Here is a 973-nt window from a genome sequence, read left to right on the forward strand (position 1 = left end):
GGCCCGGTCGACCAGCCAGGCCGACCCGGTGGCGGTGATCATGCCGCTTCCCTCCGCAGACCGGGAACACGCCAGCCACGCCGTTGAAGTTCGGGCCAACGACGAGAACGAGCTGCTGGCCGCTTTGGAACCACTGGTGCCACCCGCGGCGTTGCTTGCAGCTGCCAGTCAGACGGCGGCCATGATCCGGAATGAGCGGACGGGAAGGGTGCGGATCGCCGTCCCGGGAGACAACAGGGTACAGCTCGAGCTGTTCGTTGAAAGCCGGGTAACTCCGGCACATCTGGTGGTTGTCGGGGCGAACGCCTTCGGGCAGGCGCTGGTGGAGGCCGCCCGGCCGCTGGGCTACCGGATCACCTTGTGTGATCCGCGCTCCGCGTTCGCCGATCCCGCGGCTTTTCCCGGCGCCGAGGTGGCGCAGGCCTGGCCGCACCATTTTCTGGCTCAGGCCGCCGACGCCGGGGACTTGGATGCACGCAGCATGATCTGCATTCTCACCCATGATCCAAAAATCGACATCCCGGCGTTGCAGTTCGCGTTGGGGCTGGGGGTCGGCTACGTCGGGGCGATGGGCTCACGGCGCAGTGACCGCGACCGGCGCTGCGCCCTGCGGCAGACGGGAGTGGATGACCAGGCACTGGAGCGCCTGCATTCCCCGATAGGACTGGGATTGGGCGCACAGACCCCCGCCGAGGTGGCCGTCTCGATCCTGGCCGAGATCCTAGCCGTTCAAGGCGGGCAAGCGCAGATCCTTCCGCTGAGCCACGGAACCCAGCCGCTACACCCCAGTACTCCCGGGGGTTGAAGCCGCGCTCGGGGATCCGACCCACCGCGCAAGATCCGCCGGGACGTCCAGGTCTGCGCCGTCCTCCAGGTCCGAACAGTCAATGAGGTCGACCACGTCACCGCGCTGGCTGAGCAGTTTGCGGCTCCCACGTCGGCGTGGCCGCGGCGCTCGCCGCGGGGCACCAGG

1 protein-coding gene and 1 pseudogene are annotated in these 973 nt (G+C 68.6%); one reads left to right on the plus strand and one right to left on the minus strand.

Annotated features, from left to right (window positions below):
- Positions 1-805, plus strand: an 805-nt coding sequence (locus tag JCM19049_RS15445) for an XdhC family protein (RefSeq protein WP_054822001.1), incomplete at its 5' end; no start/stop codon positions are given.
- Here the strand turns inward: JCM19049_RS15445 and JCM19049_RS21365 are convergent.
- A pseudogene (locus JCM19049_RS21365) lies at positions 779-973 on the minus strand (hypothetical protein); the annotation flags it as partial. The gene JCM19049_RS15445 and the pseudogene JCM19049_RS21365 sit on opposite strands and share 27 nt — an antisense overlap.

It is taken from the genome of Arthrobacter sp. JCM 19049, assembly GCF_001310435.1.